We start from the raw sequence: 22,792 nt of genomic DNA, 5'->3' as shown, positions 1-22,792 counted from the left end.
ACGATGGATTAACCCGGTAGTCTGCATACCTGTGTGTTCCTGACGACGGCTCAGCCGGAGCCGGGCCGGATAGTAGTCCCCATCGCGGCCACCGTTCGTGAGGCCGTAGGCTGTCAGAGCCAATGGATAGCCCGGTCTCGGGTTCCTTGGCTGGCCGTCTGGCGCGTGGGATAGTCTTTGGGACTGAAAATTCCGCCGCCGTATGGGGGTACTGCGGAATGCACGGCTGCCGACACATGTCGGTTGGCCCGGACGTCGCTGGGGAGCGGCTGTACACAAAGGGAATTCTGGGGCTGTGACAACTTTCTTCGGCAAGCTGGGGCTGAAAAAGCGTCAAAACAAGAAATTCATAGCGGGAACTGCTGCCACTGCGGCGGGCGCTTTGCTGATCACCGGGGCAGTGCTGTATCCGGGGTTCAAGACCACCGAGGTGGACTTGAACGACGGCGGCGTATGGGTTGTGAGTAAGACCAAGAACGCGGTGGGCCGGTTGAACTACCCATCCCGCGTCCTGGATGGTGCCGTGACCCCGGCTACCACCACTTTTGACGTGTTGCAGCACGACGGCAACGTCTTCGTGGACGATGAATCGGGCTCCACCATCAATCAAGTCTCGGCCGCGAACCTGAAGCTGGGCGGCGACAAGCAGCTGCCGTCGTCGTCGCAAGTCAGCTATGGCTCCTCCGTGCTCTCGGTGACTGATTCCGCCCGAGGCAAAGTCTGGGCCTTGTCTCCTTCTACCGTCAACGGCTTCGACGAAGAAGGAACCGAACCCGTACTCACCGGCTCCCCGGGTATGGTGTCGGCGGTGGGTTCTGACAACCGGATCTACACGGCGGACCCCGGCAAAGGCGAAATCACCATCACCACTGTGGATGCCAACGGTGAACGGACCGATTCACAGGTCAACAAGGTAGATGAGCTGAAGGGCTCAGGCGACCTTCAACTGGCCGTGGTGGGCGACAAGCCTGTGATCCTTGACGCTGCTTCCGGCAACCTCTTCCTGCCGGGTGGCCGCAAGCTGCAACTGCAAGATGCCCGCGAAGCGAAGCTCCAGCAGAGCAGCGAAGAGAGCAGTTACGTGGCCATTGCCACGCAGAAGGCCTTGCTGAAGCAGCCCCTGGACGGGTCCACGGCAGCAACGGTCAATGCTGACGGCGAAGGCGTCCCCGCCGCTCCCGTTCAGGTGAGCAAGTGCGTTCACTCCGCCTGGTCCGGCGCCAACAAATACGTCCGTGACTGCGACAATGACGCCGACGACAAGAAGAACGACGTCCCAAAGGCCAGTGCCTCCCCAAGCTACGTTTTCCGCGTGAACCGGGACCTGGTGGTCCTCAACGACGTGAACTCCGGCAGCGTGTGGCTGGTTAACCAGAACATGCAGCTGGTGAACAACTGGGACGACGTAGTCCCGCCTAAAAACCAGTCCGATGACCAGGACCAGGAGTCCGCGGACAACAACACCATCAATGTCCTCCCGGACCGCACCAAGCCCAACCGTCCGCCCGAAACCAAACCGGACGAGTTCGGTGTCCGGCCCGGCCGTACTTCCATCCTGAGCGTCCTGGACAACGACTCAGACCCCGACGGCGATGTCCTCACCGCTGCCGTGGGTGCTAACGGGCCCAAGGCAGGTGCACTTGAGAATATCTATGGCGGCTCGGCCTTCCAGGTCAAAGTTCCAGCAGATGCCAAACCGGGCACAGAAGTCTTTGACTACAACGCTTCGGATGGCCGTGGGCTGTCAGCCGGAGGAAAAGTAACACTGCGCGTTGTGCCCCCGGAAGAGAATAAGCCGCCCTTCTTCAAACGAGGCGAGCCCACCACCATGCTGGTGGAACAGGGTAAGTCCGTCAGCCAGAACATCCTGACCGATTGGATGGACCCTGACGGCGACGACCTCGTGCTGTTGGATGCAAAGTCTGACAACGATCAGGACCAGGTAAAGGTACGCCGGGACGGCCTCCTCACCTACCAGGATTCCGGCGCAGCCCCGGGCAAGAAGAATGTCACCATCACTGTGTGGGACGGCAGGGCCACCACCACTGGCCGCATCGTAGTTAACGTGCAACCGCCGGGTGCCCTCGCGCCGGTAGTCAATGCGGACCACGTCACTGCGGTTGTTGGTCAGGACCTGGTCATCGCACCCTTGAAGAACGATGTGGACCCGAACGGTGGCGCACTTCGTGTAGCCCACGTGGAGGCTGCCGGCCCCGCAGAGCTCGGTCCGGTCACCGACGGCGGAACCTTCACTTTCCGGAGCACCACACCCGGACCGATCTACCTGACCTATATCGCCAGCAACGGACCCCAGAGCAGCCAAGGCCTGATCCGTGTGGACGTGGAGTCCGGCAAGGATCCGGGAGCTCCGGTTGCCGTCCATGACGTCGCGCTGCTCCCGGTGGGTGGCAGCGTCTTGGTTGATCCGCTGGCCAACGATTCCGATCCCTCCGGTGGAGTGCTGGTCCTGCAGTCCGTCACCGTACCCGACGGCTCATCAGCTTCGGTGAGCGTGATCGACCACAGCGTCCTTCGCGTCACGGACGTCCTTGGTGCCAAGGAACCGTTCGTTTTCAGCTACACCATGTCCAACGGCCGCGCCTCGGCCACCGGCACGGTGGGCGTCGTCCCGGTGCCGGCCCCCGCCGTCGTCGAGGCTCCCCAGCCGAAACCCGACGAAGTCAACGTCCGCGTGAACGACGTCGTGACCATTCCGGTCCTGGACAATGACACCCACCCGCAGGGTGAAGAACTGTCCGTGGACCCGGTGCTCGCGCAAAGCATTCCGGAGGAAGACGGAAAGGCGTTCATCTCCGAGAAGACCCTTCGCTTCATCGCCGGGCCCACGCCCAAAACCGTGCGCGCCATTTACAACGCGGTGGATCCGCAGGGGCAAAAGAGTGCCGCAGCCGTAACCATCCATATCCTTCCGCTGGAAGGCACCCAAAATTCGCGTCCGCAGCCTCAAAATCTGACGGCACGCGTCGTGGCCGGTGGCAGCGTCCGGATCCCGGTTCCGCTGGACGGCATAGATCCCGACGGCGACTCGGTCCAACTCACCGGCATCGATAGCACACCCACCATGGGAACCGCGACGGCGGGAAGCAGCTTCATCGACTTCGTCGCCGCCGGTGACGGCGCGGGTACGGACACGTTCCGGTACAAGGTGATCGACCGCCAAGGCGCGGTTAACACCGGTACGGTGACAGTCGGCGTCGCGCCCCGTGGGGAAGACAACCAAAAACCCGCTCCTGTGGACGACGAGGTCAAGGTCCGTCCGGGCCGCCAGATCGCTATCGATGCGACGGCTAACGACACCGACCCCGATGGCGACATCATTCGTATCCTGACGGACAGCATCGAAGCCGATGCCGGACTTGATGCCAAGGTCAGCCAGACCAGCGGCCGCATCCTGGTGACCGCTCCGGGAGCGGAAGGCACCGTCAACGTTCGTTACTCTGTTGCCGACGACCGCGACGCGGTGGGACAGGCCAGTATCCGCGTGGTGGTCCAGAACGACCTGCCTTTGCAGGCGCCGATTGCCCGCGACGACCGAGTGACATCGGCACAAACACTCGGCAAGACGGCCGTGGACGTGCCCGTCCTGAAGAACGATGAGGATCCGGACGGCGTGGGGGAGAACCTCAAGGTAGCCACCGATGTGGAGACCGCACGTCCCGGCCCCGAAGGCAACGTGATTGTTGACCTCACCGAGCAGCCGCAACTGGTGCCCTACACCGTGGAGGACGTAGATGGCCAGAAGTCCACGGCCATCATCTGGGTGCCCGGTATCGGCCAGCAGGTTCCGACGCTCGCCAAGGACGATGTGGTGGAACTTGTCTCAGGCCAGTCCGTCACCGTGAACCTTGCAGAGTGGGTGAAGGTCCGCGAAGGAAAGTCGCCGCGCCTTACCCAGACCGACCGCATCAAGCTCATTGGTGCGGACGGCAGCGATCCCATAGCCAACGGTGGTACCGCGCTGAAGTACACCGCTGGCGCGGAGTACGTGGGGCCCGGTTCCATCAGCTTCGAAGTCACGGACGGAACAGGGCCCGATGACCCCAACGGCCTGAAGTCCACGCTCAGCATCCGAACCAAGGTGCTGCCCGACCCCAACAAGAACAATCCACCTGTGCTGCTGGGCAGTGACGTGGAAGTTCCCAAGGGCGACTCTGCGAGCCTCGACTTGGAGAAGCTGACGTCGGATCCGGACCAGGATGACGTGCAAAACATGAGCTACGAGCTGGTGGGCGCGGCCCAGGGCGGCTTCAAGGTGAACGTGGAGGGCAAGACACTCAAGGTCTCCGCGGATGATTCCGTGCAGATCGGGCAGTCCGGCAGTGTTCAGGTGAAGGCAAAGGACCGGCGCGGGCTGGAAGCCGTGGCCACCTACAAGCTCTCATTGTCGGCCTCCAACAGGCCCAAACCGGTGGCCAACGACGATGCTGAGCCGGAAGCGCAGTCCGGCAAGCCTGTGACGGTCAACGTGTTGGCCAACGATTCGAACCCGTTCCCGGAAACTCCGTTGAAGATCGTCTCAGCCGTCACCGAAACGGGTCAGGGAACAGCCGAAATCAGTGGCGGCGATGTGACCGTCACACCCGCGGGTGGATTTACCGGAACCATGGTTGTTGCTTACACCGTGGAGGACAAGACCGGTGAGATCTCCCGGTATGCCACTGCCCGCATCCGGTTGACCGTTAAGGACAAACCCGCCGTTCCCACCACACCACTCGCGCAGTCTGTGGGCGACCAAACTGCCTTGCTTACGTGGAACGCGCCGGCTGATCGTGGCTCACCGATCACCAAGTACACGGTGTACGGCGAGAACGGCTTCAAGCAGGACTGCCCAGCCAACACCTGTACGTTGACCGGCCTGACCAACAACGTGAAGTACCACTTTGCGGTCACGGCCACCAACGCCATCAACGAGTCCGAACGCTCTCCTGTGTCGGCCGAGGTTCGGCCGGACGTGAAGCCGGATACCCCGGTAGCGCCGACACTGAAGTTCGGCGACAAGCAGCTGGCTGTGGCGTGGGTTCCTCCTGCGAGCAAGGGTTCGCCCATCAAGTCCTACGATCTTGAGATCTCGCCTGCTCCTGCCGGCCAGAATCCGCAGATTCAGAACCTCACGGGCAACAGTCATGTGTGGACCGGTCTGACCAACGGCGTGGCATACAAGGTACGCGTCCTGGCTCGGAACGACGCGAAGGAACCCTCGGAATGGAGTACCTACTCTGCGGCCGAGATTCCTGCCGGCGTGCCGGCAACTCCTGCGGCTCCGTCGGTAGCGGGCGCCGGGTCGGTAGGTAGCCAAAGCCAGCTCCAGGTCAGTTGGGCCGCGCCGAACAACAATGGCGACGCCGTGTCCGCTTACACGTTGACCACGTACATGGGCGGGGCCGTCGTGGGTACCCAATCCGTGGCCGCGACCTCGCAGAATGTCACCGTGGCCAACTCGGAAGCGGACTACACGTTCACGGTCTCGGCTACAAACAAGGCCGGCGTCAGCGGTGTCAGCCAACAGTCTGCGCCTATCCGTGCTGCTGGTAAGCCCGGAATGGTGGGCAGCGGGTCCGTCAAGGCGACCGGCGACTCTGGTCGGCTCGAGGTTGCGTTCACCCCGCTCACCGCGGCTGAGCGCAACGGCTCACAAGACAACGAAATAACGTACCGCTGGCAGACCGCCCACGGCTCCGGGCCAATTGGCCGGGGCGGTGGAATCATCGGTGGGCAGCCGAACGGAACAGACGTGGTGGTCAACATCATTGCCACGTCGGTGAAGAACGGCGTGTCCGGCGATGCGAAGAACATTGGACAGGGGAACCCCTACGGCCCAGCAAACGCACCCAACGTGAACGGCGGTAAGTCGTCTCGGGGCGACAGCGAGGTCCACTGGTCGTGGACGCCTCCCAACATGAACGGTCGACCCCTGAAATACTACGAAGTCAATTTGGATAATGGTGGATGGACGTCCGTAGGCGGCGCTACTTCGTATAACGCACCCGGCGGAGGGTGGAACAATACACGAAACCTGAAGGTTCGTGCGGTCACTGCGACAGAAGGCGCAGTGGGCAGTGCCAACGCCACGAGTGGCGACGCACCGGCCCCGACCTCGTGGACTGTGACTGCAACTCCGGACCGTAGTTGCACAGAACCACGCAAGGGGACTGACAGCTTCATTGATGGAAGCCCTTCGTCTTGTGTCGGAGAAGGGAAGTGGCTGAACGCAGGGGCATCAGGTGAGTCGGACCGCTACCAAGTCTGGTACAAATCCTCCAACAACCCATCCGGCATCTGGTACCACCTGACCAGCGGTATGGCGGCAGGTAACTGGGTGCGGTGCGACACCACGAATGTAGGGTGCAATCCACCAAATGGGATGCCGAATCGCTAGCTCAACTACAACTTCAACCCAACACCCACATACCCAAGGAACAGGATCTACCGATGACCATGACAAACGAGCAGGCCGCGTGGTTTGCAGAAACGTTCGAGAAGCTGGTTGCCAACGTGGGCAAGGCCGTGTTGGGCAAGGAACACGTCATCCGGCTGACGTTCACTGCCATGATGGCCGAAGGCCACGTGTTGTTTGAAGATGCACCGGGCACAGGCAAGACCTCGTTGGCCCGTGCGTTGGCCGCGACGGTCCAGGGTTCTCATAACCGTATTCAGTTCACGCCTGACCTTCTGCCGTCTGACGTGACGGGTGTGACCATCTACGACCAGAAGACCCAGAAGTTCGAGTTCCACAAGGGCCCGGTGTTCAACAACATCGTGCTGGCTGACGAAATCAACCGTGCTTCTCCGAAGACCCAGTCCGCGTTGCTGGAAGTCATGGAGGAGTCCCGGGTGACCGTGGACGGCACCACGTACGAGGCAGGCCGCCCGTTCATGGTTCTGGCTACCCAGAACCCCATCGAGCAGGCGGGTACCTACCGTCTGCCCGAGGCCCAGCTGGACCGCTTCCTCATCAAGACCTCCATCGGCTACCCGGATCACGCTTCCACGGTTCGGCTGCTGGGCGGGGCCAACCTGAAGGATCGCTCGAAGGACCTTACGCCGTTGATCACCACCCAAGCTGTGGCCGATATGGCGGACCTGGCAGCCACCACCCACGTGGATACCGCGGTTCTGGAGTACATTTCGCGTCTCTGCGAAGAAACCCGCAATGCCAGCGAAACGCGGCTTGGTGTCTCCGTCCGTGGCGCCCTGGCCATGGTTCGTGCCGCAAAGGTGTGGGCGGCGAGCCAGGGACGCAACTTCGTGTTGCCGGATGACATCAAGGAACTGGCTCCTGTGGTGTGGACCCACCGTTTGGTGATGGACCCTGAAGCCGAATTCTCAGGAGCAACACCCGAGGTGGTGCTCACCCGCGTCCTCGCCGACGTCGCCGCCCCGCAGCAACGCGCCAGCGCCTAGACCCAGCGCCAGCGCATAAACCCAGCTCCGCCGCCTACCACGGCGTCGGCGACTGGTCACAGCGCAACGCGATTCCCCACCGCACCCAGCTCGAACAAAGGCCCAGACATGTCCTCCAGCACACCCCTGAACAGGGCTGCTGACTCGTTGAAGCGCGCTGCGTCTGCCCTTGGCGGCAAGATGCGTTCCCTGCGCGGCCCTGGCAACGAGCCGGGCAAGCGCCCCGGCCAGCCAGGTAAACGCGGCACCACCAGCAAGCTCCACCCCGCAGCCGTATGGTCGGAAGCCGCTGGAACCGCCGGCGACTTCCTCGCGCCGGTGTGGGACAAGGTCCGGGCTGTGTGGCTGAGGTTCGTCTGGCCTGTCCTCGCCGTGGTGAGCCTGCTCGGCTGGGTAGTGTTGGCTGCCTCAATCGGGCTCTGGTGGGCCGGACAAGCGTGGGGCTGGCAGGAAGCGAAGTCGGCCGCCATGGTGGCTTTCCTGCTGTTCCTTCTGGCAATCGTGTTCATTGTGGGCCGCTCGGCGTATGGCGTCGTCCTGGACCTGGCCCGCACCCGGGTGGCAGTGGGGGATGACGCAGTGGGCAGCATTGCCGTGTCCAACGTTTCCACCAGGCCATTGTTGCCCGCGGCACTGGAGCTGCCCGTGGGTTCAAATACCGCCGTTTTCCATTTGCCCCGCATGAAGCCGGCCCAGGTTCATGAGGATCTTTTCACCATTCCCACCGCGCGGCGTGCAGTGATTGTGGTGGGCCCGGTCCGTTCTGTGCGTGCTGACCCCCTTCACTTGCTGCGCCGTCGCGTGATGTGGACCGATCCTGTGGACTTGTTCGTTCACCCCCGGACGGTATCGCTTGGCAGCTCGGCAGCAGGTTTTATCCGTGACCTTGAGGGCATGCCCACCACGGAACTGTCCAGTGCGGATGTTTCTTTCCATGCTTTGCGCGACTATGTCCCTGGTGACGATCGGCGCCACATCCACTGGAAGACCACGGCCCGCACCAATAAGCTCATGGTCCGCCAGTTCGAGGAAACCCGGCGCGCGCATCTTGCCATTTCTTTGTCCATCAATACCGATGAGTATGATTCCGAGGCGGAGTTCGAAATGGCCATCTCCGTGGCGGCATCCATCGGACGCCAAGCGATCAGTGAACAACGTGACCTGGACGTCCTGACCCAGAAGGGGCCGCTCCGCTGCGAGACGGGCCGCAACATGCTGGACGACATGACCCGGGTTGTCGGGGCACCCATGCGGAAGACCGCCGTCGACCTCGCACGGAACCTGTCCGACGCCGTCCCGAATGCCTCCGTGGTGTTCTTTGTCGTAGGCAGCCACGTGACGGCAACCCAGCTGCGCACCTGCGCTGCCTCCGTACCTCCCGGCGTGCGAAGCCTCGCGGTCCGTGTCCAACCCGGCGCAGCGCCGTCGAGGGCCAACATCGCGGACCTGACGGTTCTCACCGTAGGCGACCTGGACGATCTCGCCATTGTTCTTCGAAAGGCGGCAGCATGAGCACCGCGCCAAATCTCCGGGTGCGTCCGCGCGCCAACAAAGGCTCCAGGTCCGCCTCCCGTGCCGCGGCAGGATCCATATTCGACGACGGCAGGCCGTTGTGGCATTTCGCCGTTGACTGCGGCGCGCTCCTGGTGCTGCTGTTCCTTGGTGTCCTCGGGTTCACCCTGAGCTTCGGGGGCGACGCTCATTACATCGTCGCAGGTCTGGGTGGCGTGCTGCTGGGACTGGGTATCGCCGTCCTCAACGCGCACCTCCGTTTGGGGCTGCTGATCACCACAGCGGTGGCGTTCGGCGCGTACATGGTTTTCGGGTCGGCGCTTGCAGTGCCGGACTCGGCAGTTTTCGGATTCCTTCCCAGCCTCGACTCTTTGCGCACACTCCTGCTGGGCGTCGTCTTTGCCTGGAAGGACATGCTGACTGTTGGCGTGCCTGTGGGGACCGCGAACGGCATGCTCATTGTGCCGTTCCTGAGTTCCTTGGTCACTGCGCTGGCTGCCGGTCTGCTCACGTGGCGTCTGAAGAGCCCCTACTGGCCGTTGCTTCCCGTGCTGGTTCTCTTTGTTACGGGCATTGCCTTCAGTACCAGTGCGGGTTTCCTGAACGTGGAGCGCGGCGTCTCCTTGACCATTGTGTCCATTGTGTGGGCGACGTTCCGCCGCGACGTACTCCGCCGGAACAGCACCAAGGCGGTTTCGGCCAACAGGCCGGATTCCGACGCCGCCACGGCCCGCCGCGGGCAGCTCCGCCGGCTGGGAACTGCTGCAGCAGTGATCGCCGTTGCGGTGGGTGTTACTGCGATCGCCTCGCCGTTGGTCACAGCCAGTGATGACCGCAAGGTCCTCCGCAACACGATTGTCCCGCCTTTCGATCCCCGGGACTACATCACGCCATTGGCGAGCTTCCGCAGCTTTGTCAAGGATGAGAAGGACAAGACGCTGTTCACGGTCAAGGGACTGCCCAAGGATGCCCGCGTCCGCCTGGCGGCACTGGATGCCTTCAACGGCCTGAACTACACCATGGACCCCAACAGCTCCGGCAACTTCAGCAAGGTGGGCGATGCCCGCTCGCTGAACACCTTGGCTGACTCCGGGAGCCCGGTGGAGGGCACCAACTACACGCTGGACATCACCGTGGAGGATTATCAGGGCTACTTCGTGCCGGGTGGTCGTCACACCACCGGGATGAGTTTCGCGGATACGTCCGGTGCCGCTTCCGGGCTCTACTTCAACGCCGGCACGGACACCGCCGTGACCACCAAGGGCCTGGCCAAGGGCGACAACTACACCGTGCAGGTCTCGGACCCCGGGACCCTGGAGCACGGCCAGCTCACACAGTACGACTTCGCGAAGCTCACGCTGCCCGAGGCGGAGGAAGTGCCGCCAATCGTAGCTTCGCAGGCGAATCAGATTTCCGCGGATGCACCTACGGCCATCGACCGCGTCCGGCAGGTGGAGGCGCACTTCCAGAAGAGCGGTGCTTTCAGCAACGGCCTGGTAGCCGAAGGGCAGCTCCCGAGCCTTCCCGGACACAGCGCAGCGCGCGTCCGCACCATGCTCTCCGCCAAGCAGATGCTGGGCGACGACGAACAATACGCCGTATCCATGTCCCTCATGCTCCGCCACCTGGGTATTCCGTCCCGCGTGGTCATGGGGTTCTATCCGGACCCCAAGAGCCCAGAAAACGGTGCTGGTGACATCAAGATCACGGGCAAGGATGTCCACGCCTGGGTTGAGGTGGCGTTCGACCGCGTGGGATGGGTCGCCTTCGATCCCACTCCGCCCAAGGACAACGTGCCCATCCCGCCCGACCCGGAGAACAAGTCCAAACCCAAACCACAGGTGCTTCAGCCGCCGCCCCCGCCTCAGGAACCCGCGGATCTGCCGCCGGATTCCACACCGGACGCCCTGGACGCTGACGAGAAGAAGAACAACCCGTGGCTCTTCTGGGGTCCGCTGCTGGCGGCCATCGGCGTGGCGCTGATTCCACTGGGGATCCTCGCCTTGCCGCTGCTGCTGATCCTCCTGCTGAAATCACGACGCCGGAAGGCGCGTTTCCGTGATGGCCACCCCGCCCAGCGTGTGGGCGGGGGGTGGAACGAAGTGCTGAGCCTGGCCACCGACATGGGGGCCTCAATCGACACAAAGTCCACCCGACGCGAATCGGCCACGGTCATCGCTGATGCATTCCCTACCGCCGGGACTACCACCACGATGCTTGCCCACCGGGCCGATGCCGCCGTCTTCGGTGCCGGCCAGCCCAGCGAGGACCAGGTCAAGGAGTACTGGGAAATCGTTGATACGTCGCTGACCGACATTACGGGAAGCGTCGGATTCTGGAAACGGCAGCAGGCACGGTTCTCGCCGCGCTCCTTGCTGTCCGATGGCCGCGCGGCCCTTCGCCAGCGGCAACAGACGGCCAAGGACCCGGCAAAGCGCCGCTTTACGTTGCCATTCAAGAAAGACACCACCCATGAGCAATGAGACAGAACTTTGCCCGGCATGCCGGCACGGGGTCCGTCCGGGAGCGACGTTCTGCACCCAGTGCGGTTCACCGCTGAACAACCGTGGTGCCCGCAAGGAAGGCAACATCAACCATGCCCAAAAGGCGGCGCTGGAGTTCGCTAACCGGCAGGGCTCGCCCGATCCCGGTAGTATCTCGGTAGTGTCGGCGCCGGCGTCGCCGATGCAGCACGGCACGAAAAGCATGCCGGACCGTATGCCAGGGCCAGGGGGAGGGACCACTATGACCACCAAGCTTGAGTTGGCGCCCGCCTCTGCCGGGAAGCGCCTGGGCGCAGCTGTACTGGATTGGTTGGGTCCCGTTGCCGTGCTTGCCACCACGTTCGCAATCGGCATTGCCGGCATCACGCAAACCCGCAGGAATGGCTTCATTGTCTATGACACGGGTCTGCTGGTCCTTCTGGGCAGCATCGGCCTGGGCGTGACCGTGATTTACACCTTTGTCCTCCTTGGAATTGAGGCAAAGTCCGGAAACACCGTCGGCAACCAGCTCATGGGCATCCGCAGCGCGGATTCCGACGGCTATGCGCCCGGCGCCGGCGTGGTGTTCGTCCGTGGGATTCTTACCGGCGGCCTGCTGGTGCTGGGGTTCATCGTTGCCGTCATCCTGTCCGCGCTTGGCGCAATCGGCCTGGTTCTGTGGATCGCCCTGCCGCTGATGTTCCTTGGTGTTGTTTGGGCCGTCCTTGTGGTCATCTCCAACGCTTGGGACAACAACGGCAAGGTCCGCGGCTGGCATGACAAAGCGGCAAAGTCCTTGGTGTTCGACGTGAATTCAGGCCGCAATCCCGTGACCACCGGAGGCATCCAAGGTCCGTACAGTTTCGCCCCGATGGATCTCCCGCCGGTTCAACCCGTCGCTTCCCCGGTGCCTTCCGGTCCGGCACCCGGCCCGCGTCTGAACGCGCAGGCCGCTCCCGCGCCCGCTACTGCCGCGCACGCTACCCCCGTGGCACCGGCCGTGCAGCCTTCGCATGATCCGAACCAGTGGCGACCACCCACGGCCCCCTTCACACCGGCGACGCCCAACGCCGCGAATCCCAACGCCGCGTCTCCCGCTGTTCCGGCACCGCACACTCCGGCTCCGCACATTCCGGCAGCACAGAACGGATCACCAGCACCCCACTCCGTGACGGTCGCACCGCAGCAGCCTACGGCCGCCGCCGCCCACCCTGACGACGACGTGGAACGCACCCAGATGCGCCCGGGCGCAGCCCGTGCCCAGGCCGTCCTGCGGATCCGAATTGACGATGGACAGGACATCCAACTCGGCGGTTCAGTGCTCTTGGGCCGCAATCCGGCACCGCAGCCCGGGGAATCCGTGGAGCAATTACTGCCCGTGTCAGACCCCGGCCGGTCCATTTCCAAAACGCATCTGCACTTGCGTGTTGATGGCGACGGCGTCTGGGTCACGGACCGAAATTCCACCAACGGCAGCGCTGTCACTACGCCTGACGGAATACAGACCAGGCTCCACCCGGGCGAAGCAAGCTTTGTCCGTCCCGGTTCCACCGTTCACTTTGGGGACCGTTCCTTCCACCTAGGACAAGCATGAATTCACAGCCGGCCACCCCCGCCAACGCCGAAGCGGGTCCCGCTGCAGGCGGATCCTCTTTTCGACTCAGTTACGGGTATGGAACGGACCGCGGGCTACGGCGCGAACTGAATGAAGACTCGTTCATCGCATCGGACCCAGTCTTCGCTGTTGCCGATGGCATGGGCGGACATGAAGCGGGGGAGATTGCCAGCGGCATGTGCGTCCGGGCTTTGGGCAGTGCCCCTGAACTGTCGGCCGGCGTGCGCACCGCTTCAGCGGCGGATCTTCAGTCGTGCTTGTTGAAAGCCGATGCTGCCATCCGCAACGCGACAGGCGCTCGGGCGGGGACCACTCTGTCCGGCGTTGTGGTGGTGGAACAGATGGGCCTGCCCTACTGGCTGGTGATGAACATCGGCGATTCCAGAACGTACCGCCTCAGCCAGGGGGAGTTCACACAGGTGAGCGTCGACCACTCCGAGGTGCAGGAACTGGTGGATTCCGGGGATATCACCGCGGAGCAGGCAACGGTCCATCCTCGCCGCCACGTTGTTACCCGTGCTTTGGGCACCGGCGATGAGACCGAGGCCGATTTCTGGTTGCTTCCCATCCAGGAAGGCGACCGGATCATGGTCTGCTCGGACGGTCTCAACGGCGAACTGGGCGATGACCACATGTTCCGCATCCTCAGCACCGTGGGCCATCCACAGGATGCTGTGGACGCGCTGATACAGGCCGCCCTGCGTAGCGGTGGCAGAGACAACGTCACAGTCATAGTTGTGGACGCCAAGAACGTCTTGAACGACGCCGGCATCGCCACCACTGCGCCCCGCCCGGAAGTTACGTCAGACGTTGAAGAAGACACCCTTCCCCGGGCTTGGGTGAATGGTACGGACGAGGTTGCCGGGACTGGCCGGGAGGAAGGCGTCGATGGCAAGCAGTAACCACCTGTCGCTGACCCGCTACCGGCAGGGTGAGTGGTTCGGTATTGTGCGGAACGGAACTGTGGTGCTCCTTGGCCCGGACACGCCGTACGCACTGATCCACACCGTCTGGGAGTTGCTGGCCTCCGCGCCCGAAGCTCACGAAGTCCTCCACGAAGTTACAGACGCCTTTGGCGTTTCCCTCAGCCGCATCCCGCCCTTCGGGATCATCGACTCCAAAGACGCACTCCGTGTGTTCCTCCGGGGAGACCTCGAACTTCACGTGCGGCTGGGTGGGGCTGAGGAACGCATCACGGGACGTGACGTCACCACGTGGACCGAACGCCGGATCGCGGATGCCGCCTCCTTTAGCGTTCGGATCGGGGAGGGCACTGCCCCGTCCGCGGGAAGTCCGACGTCGGGTGGAAGCCTGCCGCTGAACAGCTCGCCCTTGAACAGCTCGCCCTTGAACAGCTCGCCTACGAACAGCCTCCCTTTGGGAGAGGGCGTGGTACTCCTGGCATCACTCGAGGCCTCGGCACGAGTTGCCAGCCACGCGGACAGTGAACCTGAAGTCCGGCCCGTAGCCGTGTCCGATGAAACCATGATCGGTTACACGGAGGCGGACATTGGTCTGACGATCGCACCCGGCCACATGATTCCCACCACCGAGGCTTCCTCCACCGAGCCTTCCGAAGGCGCGTCTCCCTCGAGCGCGGCTCCCATTGCCAAGTCACCCAGTGCCGATGAGCCTCTCACCGCTGTACCCGACTTCGCTGGCGTACCTGCTCCTGAGGAAGCTGCGGCCCCAACGGGAGAAACCGCTGATGAGGAACCGCCCTCGCCCGAGCATTCCGTGGTGCCTGCAGAACCGTTGGCGGAGCGTGAACCAGACACCGCGACAGAACCGGAACCTTCCGGGGTCTCCGTCCACACGAGTACCACTGATCCAATAGTTCCCTCGCTGGAAAACACCACAAACTATGACCATCTGTGGGACAAGACAGTGATGCGCAACATTGAGGACGCCGCTGTCCGCACGGAGGACGAGTCTGACGACCACGACTCACCTGCTTTGCCGACGCCGGCAGCCCAAACGCCGCCGGCACCGGATTCCCCGCCACTGACGCCCCCGCACGTTCCACAGGAGAATGCGTCCGCCGCACCGTCGTCGGGTGGCCTGATCGATTCGGTCCCGTGGCTGCGGAGCGGTTCTTCCACCCCTGCGGCGGTCAGCGACCAGCAGGCAGCTCCGTCCAAGCCCTTAGCCGATCCTCCGGCCCAGGTACCGGCCGCTTGGTCGTCGGCTCCTCAGGCCGCGGACGAGGATTCCGACCATGACGGGCAGACCATCATGAAGAGCAGTCTCCCCACTGAGGAGCCGGCGGGCGCCAAAACTGTTGATAGTGGCGCGGACGCACCCGCGGTCAAAGGGCCAAGCGTTTTGGCACGCATGTGCTCCCAAGGGCACGCCAACCCGCCCACCTACCCGCAATGCTCGGTGTGCGGGGTGGCCGTCACCGGTGACGCCGCGCATGTCCCGCGTCCCCGTCTGGGCAGAATGCGGCTTTCCACAGGTGAGTTGATAGATCTTGACCAGTCGCTCATTATTGGCCGGCAGCCGTCTGTTTCCCGCGTGCAAGGCGGCACCATGCCCCGCCTGGTTCAGGTGGACAGCCCGGGAGGGGACATTTCGCGCTCCCACGTGGAGGTCCGGCTGGAGGGTTGGCACGTCATGCTGTGCGACCTGAAGGCAACCAACGGAACCGTTCTCATACGGGAAGGCCAGGCACCCCGCCGGCTTGCCCAAAACGAGATGGCCATCCTCCTGGACGGCGATATCGCCGAACTGGGCGACAACATTTCATTGCGTTTCGAGGAGATTCTTTGAGTTCCAAGAGGCCCCCCGCGCCGCCTCCACCCATCCCGGGTTTCAAGTACATCAGCCTGCTCGGCTCCGGTGGCTTCTCCGATGTGTACCTTTATGAGCAGGACCGGCCGCGCCGAAAAGTAGCGGTCAAGGTCCTGTTGTCCGACTTGAAGACTGAAGGGGCCCGCCGCCGCTTCGAGTCCGAAGCGAACCTTATGGCGCAGTTGTCGTCGCACCCTTACATCGTGACGATCTTCGAAGCTGAAATTACCGAGAACGGGCACTCGTACCTGGCCATGGAGTACTGCTCCAGACCGAGCCTTGACGTCCGCTATCGTCGCCAGCGATTCAGCGTGGACGAAGTTCTGGCCGTCGGCATCCAAGTGGCTTCCGCCGTCGAGACCGCCCACCGGGCAGGCATTGTGCACCGGGACATTAAGCCCGCCAACATCCTGGTCACCGATTACAACCGGCCGGCCCTGACGGACTTTGGCATCTCCGGAACCATTGGCGCGGACACTGAGGACGACGCCGGCATGTCCATCCCGTGGTCTCCGCCCGAGCAGTTCCGCGGCGGTGCCGTGGACGGGGTGCCCGTGGACATCTGGGCACTGGGCGCCACTCTTTACACGCTGCTTGCGGGTCGGTCTCCGTTCGTCCTTCCCGGTCAGGACAACTCACAGCGGGAACTGATTTCCCGGATCACCAACTCGCCCCTGCCCAGGCTGGGCCGTGCCGACGTTCCGGAGTCCTTGGAACTCGTTCTGGCAACGTCCATGGCCAAGTCGCCGGAGTCCCGCTATTCGTCCGCCCACGCTTTCGCTTTGGCGCTCCAACGGATACAGGCTGAACTGAACCTGTCCGTAACGCCATTCGAGGTGCTTGAAGAACCAGGGCACGGGGATGAGCAGCATCCCGATGACAACTTCGAGGAAACCCGGGTCCGGAGTATTGCCTCAATCGATCCCGATGCTTCCGGAACGGCCACCACGGGTTCGGCGCCCACGTTCCCGGCTCGAACCTTCCCGACCACCGTTACGGGCGCCTCTGGGCAGCCGACCCAGCCCACCAACCCTCCGCAAACTGTCCAGTCCCACGCCGGGTCATCGGCCCCGCCTCAGTTTCACGCCCCTGCGCCGGGATCGTACACGGCTCCGGGATCGTACACGGCCCAGGGAACGTACAGGGCGTCAGGCAGCCACAATACAACCGCCGAGCCCGATACGGCAGAGTCCACAGTCCTGCGCGGCTGGCAGCCTTCGCGTCCACAGGACGATCTTGGCGCCACAGTCAGCCGATCCAACTCACCCGCAGGTGCCTCACCGGCCACTCGGGAAGACGCCCGGCCCGCAGATCACAGCAAGCGGAATCTTTGGCTCGCCGCAACGGGGGCAGCCGTGCTGGTGGTCGCCATCGTGGTGGGTGTAGTCCTTGGTGCCCAGGCACAGCCGAAAGTTGTCCCCACGGAGGCAGCCAGCAAGCCGCCCGCAGACGCCTTGGGTGACGGCAGCGTACCGGATGTGGAGGGCCTCATTGGCGTGAAGGACCCCGAAAAGCCGGATTTCGCTGATTTCCGGTGGACGAACCCTCAACCGCAGTCCGGCGACATGTACATGTGGCGTTACCGGACCGCCCTCATCCCGGAAGGCGACTACGAGGCCGTAACGGAGCCCCACGCACGACCCTATTTCGGCGGGGAGAAGCAACTCTGCATCCAGGTCATTATTGTCCGTCGTGACGGTACTTCCTCGCCTGGAGACACGGGATCCATCGCCTGCGTGGACCAGTAGCCGGCACATGAGACTTACTTATCGCCGACTGAGGAGGCACAGATCATGGGGGATCTAGCAATAGATTTCTGTGGGGAATGGTACGAACCATCCGACGAGGACATCTTTGATATTGGACGCGAAGGTGACTTGGAAGTGGACGACAATCCCTACCTGCACCGACGCTTCCTGCAGATCGCCCGTTACGACGGCATGTGGTGGCTCAGCAACGTCGGGAGCATGCTGTCCGCCACCATTGCTGACGGTTCGGGCGGTATGCAGGCCTGGCTGGCGCCTGGGGCGCGGATCCCGTTGGTGTTCAGCCACACCAACGTGATTTTTACCGCCGGACCCACCACCTACGAGTTCGCTGTGCACTTGAAGACGCCGTCCTTCCGGCACGAAGCACGCGACGAGGACCAGGCAGGGGACACCACCATAGGACCCGTGGTGTTCACCGATTCCCAAAAGGCGCTGATCGTTGCCTTGGCCGAGCCCATGCTGCGGCGCGACGGCACCGGCTTCAGCGCAATTCCGTCGTCTGCCGAGGCTGCGAAGCGACTGGGATGGGCCCTCACCCGTTTCAACCGCAAGCTGGACAACGTCTGCGACAAACTGGACCGCGTAGGCGTAGTGGGCCTGCGCGGCGGCGTGGGAAAACTTGCCACCAACCGCCGTGCGCGCTTGGTGGAACATGCCGTGACGTCTCACCTGGTGACGCCGGCTGACCTGCATCTTCTTGAAAAAATGAGTGGAGTCGACGAAGGATGAAGTTCCGCCTGACCTTGCGGCGTGACCCTGCGGAAGCAAAGGACCTCGCCGTAACGGTGGATGGTCGTGCCACCGTGGCTGACATAGCCACCGAACTTTGGGCTGCCGACCCCGCACGAAAGGGGACCGAACCGCCGTCGAACCTGTCCATCAGCGTGGACGAGGCTTTCGTTGGCGGCGGCCTCTCCGGGCACGTCCTCCGGCCTACGGACAACCTGTTGGAGTCCGGGCTGCGCCCGGGTTCCAAGGTCTCGCTCGCGCAGGTCAGCGAGCAGTTCGCGTCCAACGGCCACAGCAGGGGACCGGCAGCGGCGACGTTGCGTGTGATGTCAGGGCCCGACGTCGGACGCGAATTTTCGCTGCCATTCGGCACCAGCTACATCGGCCGGGACCGGGACGCCGACATCCGTTTGTCGGACCCGCTGACCTCCAAGCGCCATGCGCGGATCACCGTTGGCGAAACCGTGGAAATCGTGGACACGAACTCCGCGAACGGACTCCTCATGGACGGGCTGCCGGTTACCCGCGCAACGCTCGAATCCTCCGACACCGTTACCTTGGGCGATACTTCCGTGGGGGTCGTCGCCCTGTCACGGAACCATGGCGGTGGCCCGTCGTCGCCGCTGGTGGATTTCAACCGTTCGCCGCGGGTGCTGCCCAGGTTCGAGTCGCCAAAGCGCGTGCCTCCGGCCGGCCCCAAGCGCCCGGAACACCAGCCCTTCCCCTACATCATGCTCATCGCGCCGCTGCTGATGGGTGGTGTGCTCTTTGCGTTCACACAGAACCTGCTGTCCGTGATCTTCATGGCGATGATGCCGCTCTTCATCGTTGGGCACTACGTGGACCACAAAATGCAGAGCAAGCGGCAGGCCAAGGAGGGCCACAAACAGTTCAAAGCCGCGATGCTGGCGTTCCGAGAGGACATTGACAAGCAGCAGAATATTGAGCGCGCTGTCAGGCTCCAGGAAGCACCCTCCGTGAGCGACACGGTTGATGCGATTTACAAGCTCGGGCCCCTCCTCTGGACCCACCGGCCCGAACACCAGCACTTCCTGGGGGTTCGCTTCGGGTTGGGCTCCGCGCCGTCGCGTATACAGTTCGACGAACCGGGCGCCAACGAAACCGAACCGCAGTACATGCGGGAAATCCAGGAGTGCCTGCAGCAGGTCCGTGTCATTGAAGGCGTTCCGATCGTGTCGCAGTTGCGTACCTCGGGCTCCTTTGGCGTGGCAGGGGACCGCAGCGTGGTGGATGACGTGGCCCGTGGCATGGTGCTCCAGCTGGTGGGGCTCCATTCGCCGGCCGAAGTTGTCCTCACGGCACTGACCTCGGCCCGTTCCCGTGAGCGTTGGGACTGGCTGCAGTGGCTCCCGCACGTTGGTTCAGGGCACAGCCCCATATCCGGCGATCACCTTGCTGCCGGCCCAGGTGCCGGTGCTGCCTTGTTGTCCCGACTCGAAAACCTCGTGGAAGAGCGGGAAGCACTGGCCAAGGAGCCGGGCCCGCATCCGCGTCCAGGCCTCAAGAACGAACACGAGGAAGTTCCCGGTCCCGTGGTTCCGGCCGTCCTGGTGATCGTTGAGGACGACGCCCCCGTGGACCGGGGCCGCCTCACGCGCTTGGTGGAACGCGGCCCCGACTACGGCGTGCACATCATGTGGGTGGCGGCCAACGTGCAATCACTTCCCGCAGCATGCCGCGACTTCCTCTCGGTGGACGGCGATCACGGCACCACCACGGGCCAGGTTCGCTTGGGCCGCCACACGTACCCCGTGAGCTGCGAAAGCCTGGATGCGGACCTTGCCACGCAGCTTGCGCGCATGATGTCGCCGCTGGTGGATGTTGGAAACCCGCTCGACGACGATTCCGACCTCCCGCGCGCCGTCTCCTACGCCACGTTGATCGGCAAGGAACTGATGGACAACCCACAGGCCGTGGCGGAGCGTTGGCAGGAGAACAATTCTGTCCACGCCACAGCTGTGCCCAACCGGAAGGACAACGGCAGCCTCCGCGCACTGGTCGGCTCCAAAGGTGTGGAGCCGTTCTACCTGGACCTCAAGAACGAAGGTCCGCACGCGCTGGTGGGCGGAACCACAGGTGCCGGCAAGTCCGAGTTCCTGCAGTCCTGGGTGATGGGCATGGCAGCCGCGTACAGCCCGGACCGGGTCAGCTTCCTGTTCGTCGACTACAAGGGCGGAGCTGCGTTTGCCGACTGCCTGCACCTCCCACACACCGTTGGCTTGGTGACCGATTTGTCTCCGCACCTGGTGCGCCGTGCGCTGACGTCGCTTCGGGCAGAGCTGCACTACCGCGAAAGGCTCCTGAACCGTAAGAAAGCCAAGGACCTCCTGGCGCTGCAACGCGAAGCCGATCCGGAGGCGCCCCCGTACCTCATCATCATCGTGGACGAATTCGCGGCGCTGGCTACCGAAGTTCCTGAGTTTGTTGATGGCGTGGTGGATGTCGCCGCCCGCGGCCGGTCCCTGGGGCTGCACCTGATCCTGGCCACACAGCGGCCCGCCGGCGTCATTAAAGACAACCTGCGCGCCAACACCAACCTCCGCGTTGCCTTGCGCATGGCCGATGAAGTGGACGCAACGGACATCCTGGGTGTTCCGACGGCCGCTTACTTCGATCCGTCCATCCCTGGCCGCGGTGCCGCGAAGACGGGTCCCGGCCGTATCCAAGGCTTCCAGACCGGATACGCCGGTGGCTGGACCACTGAAAAGCCGCAGCGCCCCCGGATCGACATCGTGGAAATGGCGTTCGGATCCGGTCCCACCTGGGAACCGCCCCTGGTGTCACAGGTGGAAGAAGAGCCCGCCGGACCCAACGACATTGCCAGGATGACAGGAAACATCATCCGCGCAGCTGACGTCCTGTCCATCGAGCCTCCCCGGAAGCCATGGCTCAACGAGCTCGCCACTACCTACGATTTCTCCAAGCTTCCCAACCCGCGGACCGATGAGCGGCTCCTGCTCGGCGTGGCGGACGACCCCGCCCACCAGGACCAGCCCACTGTGTTCTATGAGCCGGACAAGGACGGCAACATGGCCGTCTACGGCACGGGCGGATCCGGTAAGTCGGCAGCACTGCGCGGAATCGCCATCGCCGCCGCGGTCACGCCGCGCGGTGGTCCGGTGCACGTCTACGGCATCGACTGTGGTTCGTCGGGACTCAAAATGCTTGATGGCCTTCCCCATGTTGGCGAGATCATCAACGGCGACGACGTGGAGCGCGTCGGGCGACTGCTGCGCTGGCTCAAGGACGTGGCGGACGATCGGGCAGCGCGCTTCGCTGAGGTCCGGGCGTCCACTATCGTCGAATACCGGCAGTTGGCCAACCGTCCCGAAGAAAAGCGCATCTTCATCCTGGTGGACGGTATGTCTTCCTTCCGCGAATCCTACGAGTACAGCAACCTGTCCGCGCTGTGGGACATCTTCCTAACGCTGGCAACAGACGGACGTCCCCTGGGCATCCACCTGGTAGTCAGCGGTGACCGCACCAACTCCGTTCCGGCGTCGCTCCTTGCTTCCATCCAAAAGCGGCTGGTCCTGCGCCTCAGCTCCGAAGATGACTACATGACTCTGGACGTCCCCAAGGACGTTCTCAACGCAGCTTCACCTCCCGGGCGTGGTTTGTTGGACGGACTCGAAGTTCAGCTCGCCGTGCTGGGAGGCAACTCGAACCTCGCGCTCCAGGCCCGTGAAGTGGCCAAGCTCAGCCAGGCGATGCTGCGCCAGGGCCTCGAGCAGGCTCCTCAGATTCAGCGGCTCCCGGAGTTGGTGGACTTGGACATCCTGCCCACCGGCGCGCCGGACAATCCTGTGATAGGCGTCGACGACGAAACGCTGGGTTCGGCGGCCATCGCCGCCAAGGGATCACTCCTGCTGGCCGGCCCTCCAGGCGCCGGACGTACAGTCGCGTTGGTCACCCTGGCATACGCGTTGCGGCGTTCCAACCCGCGCACCGACCTGATCTACATCGGTTCCCGCCGCTCTGCCGTGGCGTCGCTGAATATCTGGAGCAGGTCGCTGGTGGGGCCGGACGAAGTTTCGGATGTGGTGGATGACCTGATCGACAAGGCCTCGGATAACCCCGGCACCATGGCGATCTTCATCGAGGGCCTGACAGAGTTCACCGACACGCTGGCGGAATCCGGCGTGGGACGGCTGGTTACTGCCGCAATCAAGGCAGATCAGTGGGTGGTGGGCGAGTCCGAGACCTCTACCTGGTCTCAGGCCTGGTCCCTTGCCCAGCCGTTCAAATCCGGACGCCGAGGGCTCTTGCTCAACCCAGGAGATGTGGAAGGTGACAGCCTCCTCAACACCTCCCTGGGCCGCATCAGCAAGGACTTCATTCCCGGCCGCGGGTACATTGTGGGACGAGGAAAGGTACGCAAGCTCCAAATCGCCATGCCGCCTGAAAACCGCAGCTAGGACCTTTAATGTCCGTGGGTTACGGCAAGA

Annotated in this window: 10 protein-coding genes; all 10 read left to right on the top strand. The window is 63.4% G+C overall.

The window, feature by feature from the left end; genetic code table 11:
• Positions 1-295 precede the first annotated feature (295 nt).
• Complete coding sequence (locus tag AC1RJY_RS00505) at positions 296-6,397, top strand: Ig-like domain-containing protein (protein WP_043469955.1); 6,102 nt, start codon at positions 296-298, stop codon at positions 6,395-6,397.
• A gap of 53 nt (positions 6,398-6,450) precedes the next feature.
• Positions 6,451-7,422 carry an AAA family ATPase gene (locus AC1RJY_RS00500; RefSeq protein ID WP_014921183.1) on the top strand — a complete coding sequence of 324 codons (972 nt, stop codon included), beginning with the start codon at positions 6,451-6,453 and terminating at the stop codon, positions 7,420-7,422.
• Between the two features lie 108 nt (positions 7,423-7,530).
• Positions 7,531-8,934 carry a DUF58 domain-containing protein gene (locus AC1RJY_RS00495; protein WP_498600905.1) on the top strand — a complete coding sequence of 468 codons (1,404 nt, stop codon included), beginning with the start codon at positions 7,531-7,533 and terminating at the stop codon, positions 8,932-8,934.
• Positions 8,931-11,417, top strand: coding sequence for a transglutaminase TgpA family protein (locus AC1RJY_RS00490; RefSeq protein WP_498600904.1), 2,487 nt, complete (start codon positions 8,931-8,933; stop codon positions 11,415-11,417). Before AC1RJY_RS00495 ends, AC1RJY_RS00490 begins: the two co-directional genes overlap by 4 nt.
• A complete protein-coding gene (locus AC1RJY_RS00485) occupies positions 11,407-13,011 on the top strand; it encodes an RDD family protein (protein WP_011774149.1) in 1,605 nt (534 codons plus the stop codon). Before AC1RJY_RS00490 ends, AC1RJY_RS00485 begins: the two co-directional genes overlap by 11 nt.
• Positions 13,008-13,934 carry a PP2C family protein-serine/threonine phosphatase gene (locus AC1RJY_RS00480; protein WP_011774150.1) on the top strand — a complete coding sequence of 309 codons (927 nt, stop codon included), beginning with the start codon at positions 13,008-13,010 and terminating at the stop codon, positions 13,932-13,934. Before AC1RJY_RS00485 ends, AC1RJY_RS00480 begins: the two co-directional genes overlap by 4 nt.
• The gene (locus tag AC1RJY_RS00475) at positions 13,921-15,804 is read left to right on the top strand and encodes an FHA domain-containing protein (RefSeq protein WP_498600902.1); all 1,884 of its coding nucleotides are present in this window, start codon (positions 13,921-13,923) and stop codon (positions 15,802-15,804) included. The genes AC1RJY_RS00480 and AC1RJY_RS00475 overlap by 14 nt, the downstream gene beginning before the upstream one ends.
• Positions 15,801-17,573 carry a serine/threonine-protein kinase gene (locus AC1RJY_RS00470; RefSeq protein WP_498600900.1) on the top strand — a complete coding sequence of 591 codons (1,773 nt, stop codon included), beginning with the start codon at positions 15,801-15,803 and terminating at the stop codon, positions 17,571-17,573. The genes AC1RJY_RS00475 and AC1RJY_RS00470 overlap by 4 nt, the downstream gene beginning before the upstream one ends.
• Positions 17,574-17,618: 45 nt before the next feature.
• Complete coding sequence (locus AC1RJY_RS00465; protein ID WP_011774153.1) at positions 17,619-18,323, top strand: hypothetical protein; 705 nt, start codon at positions 17,619-17,621, stop codon at positions 18,321-18,323.
• A complete protein-coding gene (locus AC1RJY_RS00460; protein WP_210064314.1) occupies positions 18,320-22,762 on the top strand; it encodes a type VII secretion EssC family protein in 4,443 nt (1,480 codons plus the stop codon). The genes AC1RJY_RS00465 and AC1RJY_RS00460 overlap by 4 nt, the downstream gene beginning before the upstream one ends.
• Positions 22,763-22,792 lie beyond the last annotated feature (30 nt).

Source organism: Arthrobacter sp. GW822-FHT05G07 (assembly GCF_058799755.1).
This window is presented reverse-complemented; position numbering and strand designations above follow the sequence as displayed.

Coding starts and splice junctions, on each gene's coding strand:
- AC1RJY_RS00475 (WP_498600902.1), top strand. CDS start 13,921: ATGGCAAGCAGTAACCACCTGTCGCTGACCCGCTACCGGCAGGGTGAG.
- AC1RJY_RS00480 (WP_011774150.1), top strand. CDS start 13,008: ATGAATTCACAGCCGGCCACCCCCGCCAACGCCGAAGCGGGTCCCGCT.
- AC1RJY_RS00460 (WP_210064314.1), top strand. CDS start 18,320: ATGAAGTTCCGCCTGACCTTGCGGCGTGACCCTGCGGAAGCAAAGGAC.
- AC1RJY_RS00490 (WP_498600904.1), top strand. CDS start 8,931: ATGAGCACCGCGCCAAATCTCCGGGTGCGTCCGCGCGCCAACAAAGGC.
- AC1RJY_RS00495 (WP_498600905.1), top strand. CDS start 7,531: ATGTCCTCCAGCACACCCCTGAACAGGGCTGCTGACTCGTTGAAGCGC.
- AC1RJY_RS00465 (WP_011774153.1), top strand. CDS start 17,619: ATGGGGGATCTAGCAATAGATTTCTGTGGGGAATGGTACGAACCATCC.
- AC1RJY_RS00485 (WP_011774149.1), top strand. CDS start 11,407: ATGAGCAATGAGACAGAACTTTGCCCGGCATGCCGGCACGGGGTCCGT.
- AC1RJY_RS00500 (WP_014921183.1), top strand. CDS start 6,451: ATGACCATGACAAACGAGCAGGCCGCGTGGTTTGCAGAAACGTTCGAG.